We start from the raw sequence: 18,091 nt of genomic DNA on the forward strand, positions 1-18,091 counted from the left end.
TTTCACTCAAATCTATATAATAATAATTTACACCCTATTTAAAATTGGGGTTAAAATATCATTTTTATGATATTTTTAATTTACACCCCTCTTTTTTTGGGGTATAAGTAATTTTAGATGATTTATTGTGATTTTGTTAATCGCGACTTTTAAAGTTTTGTTAAAATTGCTAAATCTGTGAAGAGTTTTTAATGGTTTTGTCTTATTCTAATCGTTTTCATAAAATATCATTTATTTTATTGAATAATTCTTATTGATTTATTGCTAGTATATATCATTTTTATTGCTAAATTTTCATTAAAAAAGCTCTCTATTATCGATATGAGAAAAGTGTTTCGACTTTTTTTATAATCAAAGTTTAGCGTCTATATTAGAGATATAATAAGGTGTGAAAACCTTGAAAATTTTTTTGAATTATGTTTAAGAAACAAGGACTTTATTTACCGGAATTTGAACACGAGAATTGTGGTGCCGGATTCATATGTAATCTTAAGGGAGAGAAGACAAATCAAATTATACATGACGCCTTAGAAATATTGGTAAAATTGGAGCATCGTGGAGGTGTGAGTTCTGATGGGAAAACAGGTGATGGAGCAGGTCTTTTAATCGATATTCCTCATGCTTATTTTAAACGCGTTTGTGGATTTAAAGTACCAGTAAAAGGGAAGTATGCTGTAGGTATGGTTTTCTTGCCAAAAAATAGAAATCAGTATAAGTTTTGTAAAGATACTTTTGAGAAAGAAATAATTGCTCAAGGTCTATCTGTAATTGGGTGGAGAGAGGTACCTGTAGATTCTACTCAATTGGGTGAAATCGCTTTGGCATCAGAACCTAATATAGAACAACTTTTCGTTGGGAAATCTAACGAAGTTTCTGAGGCTAATTTTAAAGCAAAACTCTACGCAGCACGTAAGATAACAGAGCATATTGTTAGAAAATCTAAGATGTCTCAGAGCTCTTATTTTTACGTGTCTAGTTTATCAATGAACACACTTATATATAAGGGTATAATTATGCCAGAAGATATAGGTCCTTATTATAAAGATTTACAAGAAGATGATTTAGTAACGCGTTTGGCTTTAGTGCATCAGCGTTTTTCTACTAATACAATGCCTACTTGGGAGTTAGCGCAACCATTTAGATTTATGTGTCAGAATGGAGAAATAAATACACTTCGTGGAAATATTAGTAGAATGCGTGTGCGTGAGGAAATCATGAAAAGTGAAGTCTTTGGTCCGCAAATAGAAAAATTATTCCCTATTATTTTACCGGGAAAATCAGATTCTGCCTCTATGGATATGGTGGTAGAATTGTTAACACATACTGGTCGTTCATTACCAGAAGTTATGATGATGATGATACCAGAGGCTTGGGAAAAACACAAAACCATGTCGCCAGAACGTAAAGCGTTTTACGATTATAATGCTTGTATTATGGAACCTTGGGATGGGCCTGCTTCTGTGCCATTTACAGATGGTAATTATATTGGAGCCTTATTAGATAGAAATGGTTTAAGACCTTCTAGATATACAGTTACTAAAAGTGGTAAGCTTATTATGTCTTCAGAAATAGGTGTTGTAGATATTGCTCCAGAAGATGTAGAAAGTCATGGTCGTTTAGAGCCTGGGAAAATGTTCTTGGTAGACATGAACCAAGGTCGTATTATTAATGACGAAGAAATAAAAAGCAAAATTGTTAGAGAAAGACCATATCAAGAATGGTTAGATAAAACAAGATTACATCTAAAAGATATTCCATATACAGGTGAAACGTGTCCTATTGAAACACTAGACATTAAGACAAGACAGCGTTTATTTAATTACACGTTCGAAGATATTCAAGAAGTCATTACTCCAATGGCGCAGAAGGCTAAAGAAGCTTTGGGTTCAATGGGAATTGATACGCCTTTAGCTGTTTTATCTAATAAACCACAGATTATTTCAAATTATTTTAAGCAATTATTTGCTCAGGTTACAAATCCTCCATTAGACGGAATTAGAGAAGAGATTGTTACGGATATTAGTTTGTCTTTAGGGAAAGATAGAAACATTTTTAGTATTACTGAAAGACAATGTAGAAAGTTGAAAATTCAGAACCCTGTTATTTCAAATGATGATTTAGATAAAATCCGACATATTAATGTTGAAGGCTTTAAGGCCGAAACAATTGAAATGTTATATCAAAAAGATAGAGGTCTTAATGGTTTAGAAGATGCTTTAGATAGCATTATAATTCAAATTGAAAAAGCTTTAGTTAGAAAAACAAACATAATTATCTTATCCGATAGAGGAGTAAGTAAAGAAAGGGCTCCAATTCCACCATTATTAGCTTGTTCTTATGTAAGTCATCAAATGAATCGTTTACGTAAGCGTTCATATTTCGATATAATTATAGAATCTGCAGAACCACGTGAGCCACATCATTTTGCAACATTATTTGGTTATGGTGCAAGTGCTGTAAATCCATATATGGTAAATGAAATCATTAGAGCGCAAGTAAAAGAAGGTTTCATTACAGATATGGATGAGCAAAAAGCGGTTGATAATTTCAATAAAGCTATTGGAAAAGGAATTCTGAAAGTGATGAATAAAATAGGAATCTCAACCTTGCGTTCTTACAGAGGTTCTCAGATTTTTGAAATAGTAGGTTTTAATTCTCAATTTGTAGAAAAATATTTTCCATATACGGCATCAAGAATCGAAGGTATTGGGTTATATGAAATTGAGAAGGAAATCGATAAAAGATACCATCATGCTTATCCAGATAGTATAGTTGATAAGCGTTTAGGATTAAATATTGGAGGAGATTATAGATGGAGACGAAACGGAGAAAAGCATTTATTTAATCCAACAACGGTTGCAAAATTACAACAGGCAGTTAGGTTAAGTGATCAGGCGAGTTATGATGTTTATGCTAAAACTATAAATGAACAATCAGAAAATTTAATGACCATCCGTGGATTGTTTGAATTTAATAATATTGACCCTATTCCTATTGAAGAAGTAGAACCTTGGACAGATATTGTAAAACGTTTTAAAACAGGTGCGATGTCTTATGGTTCAATTTCTCGCGAAGCGCATGAAAATTTAGCCATTGCCATGAACAGAATTGGAGGTAAATCTAATTCTGGTGAAGGAGGAGAAGATAGAAGACGTTTTCAGCCAGATGTTAATGGAGATAGTAGAAACTCAGCAATCAAGCAAGTGGCTTCTGGTCGTTTCGGAGTGACATCTCACTATTTAACCAATGCCAAAGAGATTCAAATAAAAATGGCTCAAGGTGCAAAACCTGGAGAAGGTGGTCAGTTGCCTGGTGAAAAAGTGTTACCATGGATTGCTGCAGCCAGAAACTCTACACCATTTGTAGGTTTAATTTCACCACCACCACATCATGATATTTATTCTATTGAAGATTTAGCACAATTAATATATGATTTAAAAAATGCAAATCGGGAAGCGAGAATTAATGTAAAATTAGTATCAGAAGTTGGAGTTGGTACCATTGCAGCAGGTGTAGCAAAAGCAAAAGCAGATGTTGTACTTATATCTGGATATGATGGAGGGACAGGAGCTTCACCTTTAACGTCATTAAAACATGCAGGCTTACCATGGGAACTTGGCTTAGCTGAGGCACAACAAACGTTGGTGCTTAATAATTTAAGAAGTCGAATTGTAGTTGAGTGTGATGGTCAGTTAAAAACAGGTCGTGATGTAGCAATTGCAGCATTATTAGGAGCGGAAGAGTTCGGTTTTGCAACGGCACCTCTTGTTGCTTCTGGTTGTATAATGATGCGTAAATGTCATTTAAATACCTGTCCTGTTGGGATTGCAACTCAAGATAAAGAATTGCGTAAAAACTTTAAAGGTACGCCAGAGCATGTTATTAATTTCTTCTACTATATAGCAGAAGAATTAAGAAGTATCATGGCAGAATTAGGGTTTAGGTCTATGGCAGAAATGATTGGTCAAACACATAAAATTAATGCCAATAAAGCTATTAAGCATTATAAAGCCAAAGGTTTAGATTTATCTTCTATTTTACACAGACCAGAATCTTACAGTAAGATGACTGTAAAGAATACTGAAAAGCAAGAACATAATCTCGATAATGTTTTAGATTTTAAAATACTAAAAGATTCGCATCGTGCTTTATATAGAAAAGAGCAGATGTCCTTAGCTTATCCGATAAAAAATACAAATAGAACGGTTGGTGCGATTGTAAGTAATGAGATTTCAAAAATCTATGGTCATTTAGGATTGCCTGAAGATACACTAAATATCCATTTTGAAGGTTCTGCAGGACAGAGTTTTGGTGCGTTTGGAGCACACGGATTAACTTTTAAGCTAGAAGGAAATACTAACGATTATTTAGGAAAAGGATTATCTGGAGCCAAGTTAATTGTTAAGAAACCAACTAAAGCAGATTTCAAGGCAGAAGACAATATTATTATTGGTAACGTTTGTTTATTTGGTGCAGTAGCAGGACAGGCTTATATCAATGGAATTGCAGGAGAACGATTCGCAGTTAGAAACTCTGGAGCAACAGCAGTTGTAGAAGGAGTAGGTGATCATTGTTGTGAATACATGACAGGTGGGAAAGTTGTTGTTCTTGGTAAAACAGGACGAAATTTTGCAGCAGGTATGAGTGGAGGAATTGCATATGTATACGATCCAGAAAATAAGTTTGTCAACGGATTATGTAACACAGAAACTATAGAATTTGAAAAAATTCTTAAGAAAGATGCTAATGATTTAAAAGCAGTAATTGAGAAGCATGTAAAACACACAGATAGTGAATTAGGAAAATCACTATTAGGAGATTGGGAAACAAGCTTGAAGAATTTTGTGCGTGTAATGCCTACGGAATATAAACGTGCTTTAAAACGTTTAGAGACAGAAGAACAAATGGTTGAAGAATTAGAAACAGTATAGGACAATGGGAAAAGTAACAGGTTTTAAAGAATTCGAAAGAAAAGATGAATCATACAAGCCAGTAAAGGATCGTGTAAAGAATTATAATGAATTTACCGTGCCTTTAAAGGATAAGGATATGACCGAACAAGGCTCGCGTTGTATGGATTGTGGAATCCCATTTTGTCATAGTGGTTGTCCGTTAGGGAATCTAATTCCAGATTTTAATCATATGGTGCACCAAGGTGAATGGCAAAAAGCCTCTTGGATTTTACATTCAACAAATAACTTTCCTGAATTTACAGGTCGTTTGTGTCCTGCTCCTTGCGAGCAAGCTTGTGTTTTAGGTATTATTGAAGACCCAGTGTCTATAGAAAATATTGAAAAAAGCATTGTAGAACGTGCTTTTAAAGAAGGATGGATTAAGCCACAACCACCAAAAATTAGAACAGGTAAAACAATTGCAGTTGTAGGTTCTGGTCCTGCAGGTTTAGCTGCGGCTCAACAATTAAATAGAGCTGGTCATACCGTAACTGTTTTTGAACGTGATGATGCTATTGGTGGATTATTACGCTACGGAATTCCTAATTTTAAAATGGAAAAAGGTATTATAGATCGTCGTTTAGCCATTTTGGAAGCTGAAGGCATTGTATTTAAAACCAATGTTAATGTTGGTGTAAATTATGACGTTGAAGACTTAAAAACTTTTGATGCTGTAGTGCTTTGTGGTGGGTCAACCGAAAGAAGAAGTTTGCCAACACCAGGAATTGATGCTGATGGTGTAGTGCAAGCGATGGATTTTTTAACCCAACAAACTAAAGTTGTTTTCGGACAGAAAGTAAAAGACCAAGTATTAGCGACTGGTAAAAATGTAATTGTTATTGGAGGTGGAGATACTGGATCGGATTGTATTGGTACATCGAATCGTCAAGGAGCAAAATCAGTTGTTAATTTCGAAATTATGCCAAAGCCGCCAGGACATCGTTCGCCAGCAACACCTTGGCCATATTGGCCATTGCAGTTAAAGACTTCAACATCTCACAAAGAAGGAGTGGAACGTAATTGGTTAATTAACACCAAAGAATTTGTAACCAATGCAAAAGGGAAATTAACAGCCTTAAAAACGGTAAATGTTGAGTGGGAAATGGTGCCAGGAGAACGCCCTAAATTAATTGAGGTAGCTGGTACAGAAAAAACATGGAAATGTGATTTAGCATTATTGGCACTAGGTTTTACTGGGCCAGAATCTACTATTGCAGATCAACTCGGTTTAAAAAGAGATGTACGTTCTAATTATAAAGCGGAGTATGGTAAATATCAAACAAACATTCCTAATATATTTACAGCTGGTGATATGCGTAGAGGACAATCATTGATTGTTTGGGCAATTTCGGAAGGTAGAGAAGCTGCTCGTCAAGTAGATATTTATTTAATGGGCAAATCTGATTTAGCGACTAAAAATGAAGAAGGTGATTTGGTTGGCCTGTAATTAAGTTGGCTATAAGAATTTTAATAATTGGAATAGCCTATTAAGCTATAAAAAAAGCATCTGGAAACAGATGCTTTTTTAAGTTGAGTGAGTGATTCTATTTACAAATAATTGAAGTAATAATTGTTTTTGTAATTGCTTATCGCTGTCTACTTTCCAACACACCTTCAATATCTTCAAGTGTAAAACCTTTTGCTTTCAGTAAAATTAAATAGTGATACATTAAATCTGCAGCTTCATTCTTAAATAAATCAGCATCATCATCTTTAGCTTCAATAACTAATTCTACAGCTTCTTCTCCTACTTTTTGAGCGACTTTATTAATGCCGCGTTGGTAGAGTTTGTTGGTGTACGAATTCTGATCGTTGGTATCAATACGTTCACTTATTGTTTGCTGTAATTCATATAAAAACCCTTTAGCAGTTTCTTCTTTAAAACAAGAGGTGCTTCCGGTATGACAAGTTGGTCCTTTCGGTTCTGCTTTTATTAAAATGGTATCGTTATCGCAGTCGATTTGAATGTCTTTTACCGTTAAAAAATTGCCAGATTCCTCACCTTTTGTCCAGAGTCTGTTTTTGCTTCGGCTAAAAAAAGTGACTTTGTTTTCTGCTTTTGTTTTTTGGAAAGCTTCTTCATTCATATAACCCAACATTAACACTTGTAAGGTGTTACTGTTTTGAATGATTACAGGAACTAATCCATCTCCTTTTGAAAAATCTATGTCCATCGTATTGCTATATTTTCGTTTTTTAAATATTGTTTTAATTCAGGAATTGGTATTTCACCATAATGAAAAATACTGGCAGCCAATCCTGCACTTGCTTGCGTAGTTTCAAACAAGGTTTTAAAATGTTGTTTAGTTCCTGCACCTCCAGAAGCAATTACAGGAATGTTAACTGATTTGCTCACTGCTTCTGTAATATCAAGAGCAAAACCAGCTTTGGTACCATCATTATTCATAGAAGTAAGTAAAATTTCGCCAGCTCCTAAAGTTTCAACTTGCTTTACCCAATCTAATGTTTTTAATGGTGTTGCAGTTCGTCCTCCATGCACAAATACGATCCATTCACCATCTATAAATTTTGTATCGATGGCTACAACCACACATTGACTTCCAAATTCGTTTGCGATTTCAGTTATCAATTCTGGGTTTTTAACAGCAGAAGAATTTACACTCACTTTATCTGCACCTGCTTTAATGATTGCAGACACATCTTCAATAGAATTGATGCCTCCACCTACAGTAAACGGAATATTAATTTCTTCGGCAATATGAGTCACCAATTCTACTAAGGTTTTACGTTTTTCAACGGTTGCTGTAATGTCTAAAAACACCAACTCGTCTGCACCATGAGCTACATATTGTTTGGCGAGTTCAATTGGGTCACCAGCATCTCTAATACCAACAAAGTTGATACCTTTAACTGTTCTGCCATCTTGGATATCAAGACAAGGTATAATTCTTTTTTTTAGCATAATTTCTGTAACTCTTTAAGTGATATGTTGCCTTCGTAAATGGCTTTTCCAAGAATCACGCCTTCACAACCAATTTCTTTTACCAATTCTAAATCTCGTAGTGAAGAAACACCTCCACTGGCAATTAAATTCACTTTTGATTTTGAAATAATCTCTGCGTATAATTCGTTTGAAGTCCCTTGCAACATGCCATCTTTTGCAATATCTGTACAAATAACATATTGAATGCCTTTAGATTCATAATCTTTTATAAAATCTACAACATCTAATTCTGAAGCTTCCAACCAGCCATTAGTTGCAATTTTTCGGTCTTTGCAATCCGCTCCTAAAATTATTTTTTCAGAGCCATAGGTTTCTAACCATGCTAAAAATATATCCGGATTGTTGGCTGCAATGCTGCCTCCTGTAATTTGATTGGCACCACATTCGAAAGCAATTCTTAAATCGTCATTAGATTTTAATCCTCCACCAAAATCAACGTTTAAGTTGGTTTTGGTAGCTATTTGTTCTAATATCTTATGATTGACAATATGTTTTGATTTGGCACCATCCAAATCTACTAAATGTAAATATTGAATGCCATTGGCTTCAAATTCTTTGGCGACTTCTAAAGGGTTTTCGTTGTAAACTTTCTTAGTGTTATAATCCCCTTTGGTGAGTCTTACACATTTTCCGTCTATAATATCTATTGCTGGTATGATTCTCATCTTAGTTCTTGTGAAAGCAGGAATCTTATCCTGACTTTCTTGTTTTTGTTATAATCCTTCTTTTTGTTACTTGATTAGACCTGCTAAGTTTTAAAAACTTGCGAGGTCTGCATTATCTTTTTACAACTCTAAAAAATTCTTTAATAATTGTGTGCCAACATCAGCTGATTTTTCTGGGTGAAATTGTGTGGCGTAAAAATTATTGTGCTGTATTGCTGTAGCAAATGGTTCTATATAGTTGCAAACGGCAATAGTCTGCTCATTTTTTTCAGCATAATAACTATGTACATAATACATGTCGCTTTCGGTTTGTATATGTTGAAAAAGTTCACCCTTCACTTCAGCAAAACTATTCCAGCCTATATGAGGTACTTTCTCTTTTGGTGGAAATTTTTTTACTTGTGTGTTGAAAATCCCGAGACATTTAGTGTCTCCTTCTTCACTATAATCACACATTAATTGCAAACCCAAACAAATACCAAGCATCGGTTTTTCAATAGATCGAATGACGTCATCAAGGCCTTTATTTTTTAAATATTTCATGGCAGAGCTCGCTTCTCCAACACCCGGAAAAATAACTTTATCAGCATTTAATATTTCGGTTTTATCGTCTGTAATTATACTGTCATAACCCAAACGATTCAATGCGTTTTGAACAGAGCGAATATTACCAGCGTTGTATTTAATTATTGCAATCATAAACTTCCTTTTGTGCTTGGAATGGAAAAATTATTCGTTTTTGAAACAGCCATTTTTATTGCTTTTGCAAAAGCTTTAAAAATGGATTCAATTTTGTGGTGTTCATTGTCACCTTCGGCTTTTATATTTAAATTACATTTAGAGGCATCGCTAAAGGATTTAAAGAAGTGCATAAACATCTCTGTTGGCATTTCTCCAATCATTTCGCGTTTAAATTCTGGTTCCCAAACCAACCAAGGTCTTCCTCCAAAATCAATAGCAACTTGTGCTAAACAATCGTCCATAGGTAATAAAAAACCATAGCGTTCAATGCCGCGTTTACTTCCTAAGGCTTCAATAAAAGCTTCACCAAATGTTATGGCAACATCTTCAATGGTGTGGTGTTCATCTATTTCTAAATCTCCTTCAACTTTTACAAACAAATCGATATTTCCATGTTTTGAAATTTGTTCTAACATGTGGTCAAAGAAGCCTAATCCTGTAGAAATATTACTTTTTCCAGAACCATCTAAATTAATGTCAACTTCAATATCAGTTTCATTGGTTTTTCTAACAACAGTTGCTGTTCTTGGAATTGCTTTTAAATAATTATAAATTTCTTCCCATGATGTGGTATTTAATATGGCATAATCACTGCCTTCATCATTCATGTAAATACCCTTGCTTCCTAAGTTTTTAGCCAATTCAATATCAGTGGCTCTGTCACCAACGACAAAAGAATGCTTTAAATTGTAATTTCCATGGATGTATTTCCCTAATAAACCTGTTCGTGGTTTTCTGGTTGGTGCATTATCTTCTGGAAAACTTTTATCGATTAGTATTTCTGAAAATTCTACACCTTCATTTTTAAAAGCTTGGATAATCTTATTTTGTGCTGGCCAAAAGGTGTCTTCAGGAAATGAATCCGTTCCTAAACCGTCTTGATTGGTTACCATGACCAATTCGTAATCTAGTTCTTTGGCAATTCGTGATAACCACTGAAAAACACCTGGATAAAATTCTAATTTTTCTAAACTATCGAGTTGAAAATCGATTGGTGGTTCTATGGCTAATGTGCCGTCTCTGTCTATGAATAGTACTTTCTTCATTATTCGGTTGTGTTGATACTTTACAGGTTTTAAAAACCTGTAAGGTATGTTAGTGCTTTTATCAATTGCTTATTTTCTTCAGGTTTTCCTACCGTAATTCGAATGGCGTTCTCTACTAAACTATTTCGGTTTCTGGTAATTACTTTTTGATCCACTAATTGTTGGTAAAGCTCATTAGCATTATCAACTTCAACCAATAAGAAATTAGCATCAGATGGATATATTTTTTTTATGATGTTTAACGATTTCAATTCTTGAATTAATTGTTTTTTTTCTTCAAGAATGATTTGTTTGTTGGCTTCAAAATCTTTTCTGTTATCTAAAGCGTCAATAGCAGCAGATTCGTTTAGTTTACTGATATTATAAGGCATTTTTATAGTGTTCAGTAATTTAATAATAGAATCACTAGCATAGGCAATACCGATTCTGGCAGCTGCTAAAGCCCACGCTTTACTAAAGGTTTTTATAACGATAAGATTAGGATAGGTTTCAAAAGAATTTTGCCAAGATTGCTCATCACTAAAATCGGCATAAGCTTCATCAATAATAACAATGCCATTAAAATTCTTTAATATAAACTGAATATCAGATGCATTAAAACAATTACCAGTAGGATTATTAGGTGAGCAAATGAAAATGACTTTTAAATTAGCATCTTTAAAATGTGGTTTCAAATCGTTTCTATTAATTTGAAAATCATCATTCAGCGGAAGTGTTATTAATTCAATATTATTGATATCTGCAGCGACTTGATACATACCAAATGTAGGTGTAAACGTTAGCGCTTTATCTTGTCCTGGATTACAGAAAATGCGATGAATAAGATCTATAATTTCATCGCTACCGTTGCCTATAAATGTATTTTTAGCTTCTATGCCGTTATAGTCAAATAACTTTTGTTTTAGCTTTTTTTGATCTGAATTTGGGTAGCGATTTAAAGTGCCAAACGGATTTTCGTTGGCATCTAAAAACACGCCTTCGTCGCCTTTAAATTCATCGCGAGCACTAGAATACGGTTTTAGTGCTAAAATATTTGGTCGGACTAAAGTTTTTAAATTAAACATTGTTAATGGCTTTTAATCTTAATGTTACGGCGTTTTTGTGAGCATCTAATCCTTCGGCTTCAGCCATTAATTCAATAGCTGGACCAATAGTTTTTAAGCCTTCTGTATTTAAATTCTGAAATGTAATTTTCTTAACAAAACTGTCTAAGGATACTCCACTATAATTTCTAGCAAAACCATTTGTTGGTAAAGTGTGATTGGTGCCACTTGCATAATCTCCTGCACTTTCGCAACTGTATTTTCCTAAAAATACCGAACCTGCATTTGTGATTTGTTCAATATAACCTGAAGCATTATCAGTTGCAATTATTAAATGTTCAGGTGCGTATAAATTGCTAAATTCGATGCATTCGTTTATTGAATCTAAAAGAATAGCACGACTTACCATTAATGCTTTTTCTGCAATCGATTTACGAGGTAACAGATTGAGTTGCTTATCTAATTCTTGTAGGGTTTTATTGATCATATCTTCATCGTCAGACAATAAGATTACTTGGCTATCTGCACCATGTTCTGCCTGCGATAATAAATCTGCTGCTACAAAAGCAGGATTACTAGTTTGATCTGCAATAACTAGAACCTCACTCGGGCCGGCAGGCATGTCTATAGCAATTCCCTGTTGCTGAATCAATTCTTTTGCTTTAGTTACAAATTGATTTCCTGGTCCAAATATTTTATATACTTGCGGAATGGTTTCTGTTCCATAAGCCATTGCTGCAATAGCTTGCGCACCTCCAGCTTTATAAATTTTAGTGATACCAACTAGGTTTGCTGTATATAAAATTGCTGGATGAATGTTGCCCTCTTTATTTGGTGGTGAACATAAAACAACTTCTTTACAACCTGCTAATTTTGCAGGAATGCCTAGCATTAAAATCGTAGAAAATAAGGGCGCAGAACCACCAGGAATGTATAAACCAACTTTCTCAATACCAACAGATTTTCTCCAGCATTTCACGCCTTTCGTGGTTTCTATAATTTGTTCTTTTTCTATTTGACTTTTGTGAAATATTTCAATATTCTGTTTGGCTAGTGTAATCGCATCTTTTAAATCTTGGCTTACAAGTGTTTTAGCAGATTCAATTTCTGACGCATCAATGGCTATTGAATCTAGTTGTACACCATCAAACTTTTCGGCATAATTAAATAAGGCGTTGTCTTTATTTTTTTTAACATCCTCTAGTATGTCAATGACGATAGCATCTAGAGATGCTTGCTCTAAAATTGGTCGCTTTACTAAAGCGTTCCATTCCGATTTGTTGGGATTTTTATAGACTTTCATTACATCACCATTTTATCAATAGGAACTACTAAAATACCTTCTGCTCCAGCATTTTTTAGAGCGTCAATACTATTCCAAAATTTTTCCTCATCAATTACTGAGTGTAATGAACTCCAGCCTTCTTGAGCCAATGGTAAAATTGTAGGACTTTTTAAAACCGGAAGAATTGCGGTGACTTCATCAATTTTATCATTAGGTACATTCATCAATACGTATCTTGAATTTTTGGCTCTTAACACGGCTTGAATTCTGAATATAAGTTTCTCGAGTATGGCTTCTTTTTCAGAATTAAGATTTTGGTTTTTTGCTAATACAGCTTCCGATTTTAAGATCACTTGTGTTTCGCGTAAACCATTTTTGAAAAGTGTACTTCCTGAGCTTACAATATCGCAAACACCATCTGCTAATCCAATATTTGGTGCAATTTCTACCGAACCAGAAATCACATGAATATCAGCTTCTATATTATTCTTTTTTAAATACGTTTGAAGTGTGTTAGGGTAGGAGGTCGCAATCTTTTTTCCATCGAAATAAGATGCATTATCTGTTTCAATGCGTTTTGGGACAGCCAATGAAACTCTGCATTTGGCGAAGCCAAGTCTTTCAACAATTTTAGATTTTTTTTGTTTTTCAATAAGAATGTTTTCTCCTATAATGGCAATATCTACAACACCATCTTCAATATATTGAGGAATATCTGAATTCCGTAAATACAAGACTTCTAAAGGGAAATTACGCGCAGCAACTTTTAATTGATCTTTTCCGTTATCTATTTTAATACCGCAATCCTTTAAAAGTTTTAAAGAATCTTCGTTTAATCTACCGCTTTTCTGAATAGCAATTTTTAGTTTACTCATTTTTAATTTTTTTAATCTGAATAAACCAAACGTGAGGAAATAAAAAACCCGTCTGAATTTATTCAGACGGGTTTTGAAATATTTTAAAATACATATATCAATTCCTGCTCGCCTGAATGCAAGTATGAAAATGATGATGATGTAATTGACTTAATGTCATTTGTTTCTTATTTGAAAATCAAAGGTAAGATTAATTTTTGATATAAGAAATTATTAAAAATCATTTTCAAAATATTTAACATCATTTAGGAAACTTAGCCCTAATATCCTCCAAACACAAATTATGAATACTCCCAATATGAGAGTGCTCTTTACCTAAATCTGGTTGGTAGGTTCCTGCTTGTACTTGTCTTCCGATTTTTTGATAGGCTTCTCTAAAACTCATACCATCAACCACTAAATTATTAATACTGTCTACGGTAAACAGGTATTGGTATTTCTCATCTGTGAGGTCAATATCTTTCACAATGATTTGTTGAATAGAATAATTAAAGATGTCTAAAATGTCCTTTACATCTTCAAAAGCATTGATAATGTTTTCTTTCAGCAATTGAAAATCTCTGTGGTAACCACTCGGTAAATTATTTGTGATTAATAGCATTTCGGAATGTAGTGCTTGTATTTTATTACACTTACCACGAATTAATTCAAATACATCAGGATTCTTCTTATGTGGCATAATACTACTTCCTGTGGTTAACTCATCTGGAAACGTAATAAACCCAAAATTCTGACTCATATACAGGCAAATATCCATTGCAAAACGCGCCATGGTATTACATAAACCGCCTAACGCACTTGCGATGGCACGTTCACTTTTTCCTCTGCTTAATTGTGCTGCAACTACATTATATTTTAAGGTTGAAAAGCCTAATTCTTTTGTCGTAATATCCCTATCAATAGGAAAAGAACTGCCATAACCAGCAGCCGAACCTAATGGGTTTTGATCCGCAATTTTAGACACCGCATTTAAAACGTATACATCGTCAATAAGTAACTCAGCATAGGCAGAAAACCATAAACCAAAAGAGGAAGGCATGGCTACTTGTAAATGTGTATAACCTGGTAAAAGTTGGGTTTTATGAGTTTCAGCGAGACCTAAAAGTGTATCGAAAAACGTTTTAGTTTTATCATTAATGATTTGCAGATTCTCTTTATAATAGAGTTGTAATGCTACTAAAACTTGGTCGTTTCTAGAACGTGCGGTGTGGATTTTTTTGCCGACGTCGCCTAAGGTTTTTGTGAGTTCGTGTTCAATTTTAGAGTGTACATCTTCAAATGACTCTTCAATAACAAAAGTACCATCTTCTATAGAATCAGCTAAAACTTTTAAACCTGATTTTAATTGTTCTAATTCGTCAGAAGTTATAATGCCAATGGATTCTAACATAATGGCATGCGCTCTTGAGGCTTCAACATCATATTTAGCAATATGTATGTCAATTTCTCTGTCGTTACCAACGGTGAATAATTCTATTTTTTTATCTATTGAATAGCCTTTGTCCCACAATTTCATAATATTCCTGCGAAAGCAGGAATCTCTGCTTTCATTTTTAGTTAAACTTTTATTCTTTTGTCATTCCTGTCTTTCGGCTATCGCTCAAGATAAACTTCGGCAGGAATCTATTTTTAATTTTAGACCTGCAAGGTTTTAAAAACCTGCTAGATCTGTTATTTCTACAATACTTTCTCTAACAATTTAATATACAAATCAACACCTTCTTCAATTTCAGCTAAATAAATAAATTCATCGGCTGTATGTGAACGTGTACTGTCACCAGGTCCTAATTTTAAAGAAGGACAAGTTAAAACAGATTGGTCAGAAAGTGTAGGTGAACCATACGTTTCTCTTTCTAGTTCGATACCTGCTTTTACCAAATCGTGATTGACAGGAATAGAAGACGAATTTAATCGTAAACTTCTTGCAGTAATACTAGAACAAGGTGATTTCTGAGTTAAAATATCTGCGATTTCCTGATTAGAATATTTGTCATTCACACGTACATCAATCACTAAATCTACTTCTGCAGGTACAGCATTGTGTTGCTTACCAGCATTGATTTGGGTGACCGTCATTTTTACATCACCTAAAACTGGTGATTTTCTTTCGAATTTATAATCTTTAAACCAATTTAAAACATCAATGGTATTATAAATTGAATTGTCTGTATTTGGATGTGCTGCATGACTAGCCGTTCCTTTTACCTTGGCGTCAAAAACAACTAAACCTTTTTCGGCAACGGCTAAATTCATTAAAGTTGGTTCGCCAACAATAGCGACATCAATTTTTGGGATGATAGATAACATGCTATTGAGTCCGTTTGGTCCACTGCTTTCTTCTTCGGCAGAAGCTACAATGACTAAATTGTAGTTGAGGTCTTTTTTATTATAAAAATACGTGAAGGTGGCTATTAAAGAGACCAAGCATCCACCAGCATCATTACTTCCTAAGCCATATAATTTACCATCTTCAACAATCGCCTTAAAAGGGTCTTTGGTGTAACCGTTGTTTGGTTTTACAGTGTCGTGATGTGAGTTTAATAATAAGGTTGGTTTGCTCTCATCAAAAAATTTGTTGGTAGACCAAATGTTATGGTTATCTCTTTTAAAAGGTACGTTGTGAGTTGTAAACCAATTTTCAATGAGTAAAGCTGTATGGTCTTCTTCAGAGGAAAACGATTGCGTTTCTATAAGCTGCTTTAATAAAGCAATGGCTTCTGTGGTAAGGCTTTCTATCATTTTGTGATGGTTGTATGTTTGTTGTTGGTGTTGAAAAGCATGTCTGATTTTCCGATACAAACTTTTTGAACGTTTTTATTTATAGCATGAAAACAGTTATCTAATTTAGGTAACATGCCTTCGAATATGATATGGTTATCTTTTAATGTTTTATAGCTTTCTGTGTTAATGTTTTCAATTACAGAATCATCATCTTCCACGTTTTCTAAAACTCCATTTTTTTCGAAACAATAATACAATTCTGTGTTAAAAATTGAGGACAATCCTATGGCTAATTCTGAAGCAATGGTATCTGCATTTGTATTTAGTAATTGTCCATTCTCATTATGAGTTATGGCGCAAAATACAGGTGTAATTTCGTTGTTTAATAATATTTCTAAAACGTTTGTGTTTACGTTTTTTACATCACCAACAAATCCATAATCAATGGTTTTAATAGGTCTTTTTTCTGAAACAATAGTATTACCATCTGCACCAGAAAGTCCAATGGCATTACATTGGTTAGCTTGTAATTGCGCTACAATATTTTTATTGATTTTGCCAGCATAAACCATGGTGATAATGTCTAGGGTTTCTGCATCAGTAATACGTCTGCCTTCAGTCATTTTTACAGGAATATTCATCTGTGTTGCTAACTTGGTGGCTAATTTTCCACCTCCATGTACCAAAACTTTAGGACCTGAAATAGTTGAGAATTCCTTAATGAATGAAGTTAATACTTCTTCATCATCGATAATGTTTCCACCTATTTTTATGACTTTAATTGTTTTCATTTTTAATCTTTTGTCTCCTCGAGCGAGTCGAGAGGTTAATGAGGTCTCGACTGCGCTCGACCTGACAGAAATTATAAATCCTCCAAAATTTGCTTTAATACAATTTGTGCTGCATAAGTTCTATTATTGGCTTGTTTAATAACCACAGATTGCTCACTGTCTAAAACAGCATCTTCAACTATTACATTTCGTCTTACAGGTAAACAATGCATAAATTTTGCATGACCTAATTTGGCTTTTGTGAGCATCCACTTATCATCTTGGCTCAATACTTTTCCGTAATCATTATAACTACTCCAGTTTTTTACGTACACAAAATCAGCATCTTTTAAAGCGTCTTCTTGGTTATGATTTATTGGTGTGTCTTTAGTTATGGCTTTATTAAGTTCATATCCTTCAGGATGCGTAATGGTTAAATCAACTTCTAAATCTCGCATCATTTCTACAAATGAATTTGCAACCGCTTGTGGTAAAGCTTTTGGATGTGGTGCCCAAGAAATAACCACTTTTGGCTTCACTTTTTCCGTCAGCTCAGTAATGGTGATGGCATCAGCTAGTGCTTGTAAAGGATGTGCTGTAGCACTTTCCATATTTATAATGGGTACAGTTGCATATTTTTTAAAGTTATTGAGAATGTATTCTGATTCATCTTTAGCTTTATCTTGTAAAGTTGGGAATGCTCTCACAGCAATGATATCTGCATATTGCGAAATAACGCGTGCCGCTTCTTTAATATGTTCAGATTTGTCCATGTTCATTATAGTGCCATCTTCAAATTCTAAATTCCACGCATCATTGATATTTAGAATCATCACTTCCATACCTAAGTTTTTTGCAGCTTTTTCTGTACTTAATCGTGTTCTTAAACTCGAATTGAAAAATAGCATCACTAAGGTTTTGTGTTTTCCTAAGTTTTCAAATTCAAAAGGATTCATTTTTAATAAAATGGCATCCTTAATAATTTCTGATAGATTAGAAATATCTTTTATTTTGGTGTAGTTTTTCAT

Annotated in this window: 14 protein-coding genes; 2 read left to right on the forward strand and 12 right to left on the reverse strand. The window is 34.0% G+C overall.

Going from position 1 to position 18,091, the window contains the following annotated elements; genetic code table 11:
- Nucleotides 1-416 precede the first annotated feature (416 nt).
- Together gltB and ACJJVO_RS14895 are read left to right on the forward strand one after the other, a co-directional pair.
- Nucleotides 417-4,931, forward strand: coding sequence for a glutamate synthase large subunit (gltB, locus tag ACJJVO_RS14890; RefSeq protein WP_405575514.1), 4,515 nt, complete (start codon nucleotides 417-419; stop codon nucleotides 4,929-4,931).
- Between the two features lie 4 nt (nucleotides 4,932-4,935).
- Nucleotides 4,936-6,399, forward strand: a complete 1,464-nt coding sequence (locus tag ACJJVO_RS14895; protein WP_405575516.1) for a glutamate synthase subunit beta — start codon at nucleotides 4,936-4,938, stop codon at nucleotides 6,397-6,399.
- A 139-nt stretch (nucleotides 6,400-6,538) separates the two neighbouring features.
- Here ACJJVO_RS14895 and hisIE read toward each other — a convergent pair whose 3' ends face one another.
- The 12 genes from hisIE to ACJJVO_RS14955 form a co-directional block, all read right to left on the reverse strand.
- Entirely contained in the window at nucleotides 6,539-7,126 is a 588-nt protein-coding gene (hisIE, locus tag ACJJVO_RS14900) for a bifunctional phosphoribosyl-AMP cyclohydrolase/phosphoribosyl-ATP diphosphatase HisIE (RefSeq protein WP_405575518.1), read from the reverse strand.
- Nucleotides 7,117-7,875 (reverse strand): imidazole glycerol phosphate synthase subunit HisF, encoded by a 759-nt coding sequence (gene hisF, locus ACJJVO_RS14905; RefSeq protein WP_405575520.1) that lies wholly within the window; start codon nucleotides 7,873-7,875, stop codon nucleotides 7,117-7,119. The genes hisIE and hisF overlap by 10 nt, the downstream gene beginning before the upstream one ends.
- Complete coding sequence (hisA, locus tag ACJJVO_RS14910; protein WP_405575522.1) at nucleotides 7,869-8,582, reverse strand: 1-(5-phosphoribosyl)-5-[(5-phosphoribosylamino)methylideneamino]imidazole-4-carboxamide isomerase; 714 nt, start codon at nucleotides 8,580-8,582, stop codon at nucleotides 7,869-7,871. The genes hisF and hisA overlap by 7 nt, the downstream gene beginning before the upstream one ends.
- A gap of 120 nt (nucleotides 8,583-8,702) precedes the next feature.
- Nucleotides 8,703-9,281, reverse strand: coding sequence for an imidazole glycerol phosphate synthase subunit HisH (gene hisH, locus ACJJVO_RS14915; protein WP_405575524.1), 579 nt, complete (start codon nucleotides 9,279-9,281; stop codon nucleotides 8,703-8,705).
- A complete protein-coding gene (gene hisB / locus ACJJVO_RS14920; protein WP_405575526.1) occupies nucleotides 9,278-10,369 on the reverse strand; it encodes a bifunctional histidinol-phosphatase/imidazoleglycerol-phosphate dehydratase HisB in 1,092 nt (363 codons plus the stop codon). The genes hisH and hisB overlap by 4 nt, the downstream gene beginning before the upstream one ends.
- A 29-nt stretch (nucleotides 10,370-10,398) precedes the next feature.
- Nucleotides 10,399-11,433, reverse strand: a complete 1,035-nt coding sequence (gene hisC / locus ACJJVO_RS14925; protein ID WP_405575528.1) for a histidinol-phosphate transaminase — start codon at nucleotides 11,431-11,433, stop codon at nucleotides 10,399-10,401.
- Nucleotides 11,426-12,715 (reverse strand): histidinol dehydrogenase, encoded by a 1,290-nt coding sequence (gene hisD / locus ACJJVO_RS14930; protein WP_405575530.1) that lies wholly within the window; start codon nucleotides 12,713-12,715, stop codon nucleotides 11,426-11,428. Before hisD ends, hisC begins: the two co-directional genes overlap by 8 nt.
- Nucleotides 12,715-13,572 carry an ATP phosphoribosyltransferase gene (gene hisG, locus ACJJVO_RS14935; protein WP_405575532.1) on the reverse strand — a complete coding sequence of 286 codons (858 nt, stop codon included), beginning with the start codon at nucleotides 13,570-13,572 and terminating at the stop codon, nucleotides 12,715-12,717. The genes hisD and hisG overlap by 1 nt, the downstream gene beginning before the upstream one ends.
- Nucleotides 13,573-13,813: 241 nt before the next feature.
- Nucleotides 13,814-15,088 (reverse strand): argininosuccinate lyase, encoded by a 1,275-nt coding sequence (argH, locus tag ACJJVO_RS14940; RefSeq protein WP_405575534.1) that lies wholly within the window; start codon nucleotides 15,086-15,088, stop codon nucleotides 13,814-13,816.
- A gap of 161 nt (nucleotides 15,089-15,249) precedes the next feature.
- Nucleotides 15,250-16,311, reverse strand: coding sequence for a M20 family metallo-hydrolase (locus ACJJVO_RS14945; protein ID WP_405575536.1), 1,062 nt, complete (start codon nucleotides 16,309-16,311; stop codon nucleotides 15,250-15,252).
- Entirely contained in the window at nucleotides 16,308-17,084 is a 777-nt protein-coding gene (argB, locus tag ACJJVO_RS14950) for an acetylglutamate kinase (protein WP_405575538.1), read from the reverse strand. Before argB ends, ACJJVO_RS14945 begins: the two co-directional genes overlap by 4 nt.
- 71 nt (nucleotides 17,085-17,155) lie before the next feature.
- Nucleotides 17,156-18,091, reverse strand: coding sequence for an acetylornithine carbamoyltransferase (locus ACJJVO_RS14955; RefSeq protein WP_405575540.1), 936 nt, complete (start codon nucleotides 18,089-18,091; stop codon nucleotides 17,156-17,158).

This window comes from Winogradskyella sp. Asnod2-B02-A (genome assembly GCF_045063645.1).
Classification (GTDB): Bacteria; Bacteroidota; Bacteroidia; order Flavobacteriales; family Flavobacteriaceae; genus Winogradskyella.

Excerpts from the sequence above, each read along its gene's own strand:
- hisB (WP_405575526.1), bottom strand. The coding sequence starts at position 10,369 with ATGAAGAAAGTACTATTCATAGACAGAGACGGCACATTAGCCATAGAA.
- ACJJVO_RS14945 (WP_405575536.1), bottom strand. The coding sequence starts at position 16,311 with ATGATAGAAAGCCTTACCACAGAAGCCATTGCTTTATTAAAGCAGCTT.
- ACJJVO_RS14895 (WP_405575516.1), top strand. The coding sequence starts at position 4,936 with ATGGGAAAAGTAACAGGTTTTAAAGAATTCGAAAGAAAAGATGAATCA.
- hisC (WP_405575528.1), bottom strand. The coding sequence starts at position 11,433 with ATGTTTAATTTAAAAACTTTAGTCCGACCAAATATTTTAGCACTAAAA.
- hisF (WP_405575520.1), bottom strand. The coding sequence starts at position 7,875 with ATGCTAAAAAAAAGAATTATACCTTGTCTTGATATCCAAGATGGCAGA.
- argH (WP_405575534.1), bottom strand. The coding sequence starts at position 15,088 with ATGAAATTGTGGGACAAAGGCTATTCAATAGATAAAAAAATAGAATTA.
- hisA (WP_405575522.1), bottom strand. The coding sequence starts at position 8,582 with ATGAGAATCATACCAGCAATAGATATTATAGACGGAAAATGTGTAAGA.
- ACJJVO_RS14955 (WP_405575540.1), bottom strand. The coding sequence starts at position 18,091 with ATGAAAAACTACACCAAAATAAAAGATATTTCTAATCTATCAGAAATT.
- argB (WP_405575538.1), bottom strand. The coding sequence starts at position 17,084 with ATGAAAACAATTAAAGTCATAAAAATAGGTGGAAACATTATCGATGAT.
- hisIE (WP_405575518.1), bottom strand. The coding sequence starts at position 7,126 with ATGGACATAGATTTTTCAAAAGGAGATGGATTAGTTCCTGTAATCATT.
- hisH (WP_405575524.1), bottom strand. The coding sequence starts at position 9,281 with ATGATTGCAATAATTAAATACAACGCTGGTAATATTCGCTCTGTTCAA.
- hisG (WP_405575532.1), bottom strand. The coding sequence starts at position 13,572 with ATGAGTAAACTAAAAATTGCTATTCAGAAAAGCGGTAGATTAAACGAA.
- gltB (WP_405575514.1), top strand. The coding sequence starts at position 417 with ATGTTTAAGAAACAAGGACTTTATTTACCGGAATTTGAACACGAGAAT.
- hisD (WP_405575530.1), bottom strand. The coding sequence starts at position 12,715 with ATGAAAGTCTATAAAAATCCCAACAAATCGGAATGGAACGCTTTAGTA.